This window comes from Vibrio sp. 1580 (assembly GCF_033340055.1).
On record NZ_JAWOVT010000525.1, the window covers coordinates 1 to 574 of the forward strand.

The following is a 574-nucleotide window of genomic DNA, read 5'->3' on the forward strand; positions in this document are numbered from 1 at the left end:
GCTTCTGTTCAAGTCGTCAAGCGACCGCAAGATCATTGGAGTGAACCCAAAGTAGAATGGGCTTACCTCGCTTACACCTATAACAACGTCGAAATTCGTGGTGGTCGATTGCGTTTGCCCGTATTCCTTATTTCTGAATACAACTATGTGGGACAAGCGTTTACCACCGCCAGACCGCCGAACGAAGTGTATGACAGCATTCTCGGGATCACGGCGTATGATGGCCTATCCGTTAGATGGAATTACGACCTTAATGAGAATGTGATGATCACAGCAATGCCGTTTGTGGGCTACGGTTACAGCAGCGACGTTACCATCAGTGAAGATACGGACATTAGTATAGACACCAACTATTCAGCAGGGCTTAACTTGACGTTAAGCGGTGATAACTACCGTTGGAACTTTGCGTATTTGAATGCCGAGTACGATCAAACCACCGTACTTTCTAACGCCATGCAGCCCATACCTGGCCAAAGCAGCGCGGCGGGAACAATACGGCTGAAAGATGAAGACCAACACATCCAGCTCTTTTCACTGGGTACAAAATATGAGTTTGACCGTATAACCGTCACAG

The 574-nt window shown here is 47.6% G+C and carries 1 pseudogene; it reads left to right on the forward strand.

Going from position 1 to position 574, the window contains the following annotated elements:
* A pseudogene (locus R7093_RS26965) lies at positions 1 to 574 on the forward strand (sulfate ABC transporter permease); the annotation flags it as partial.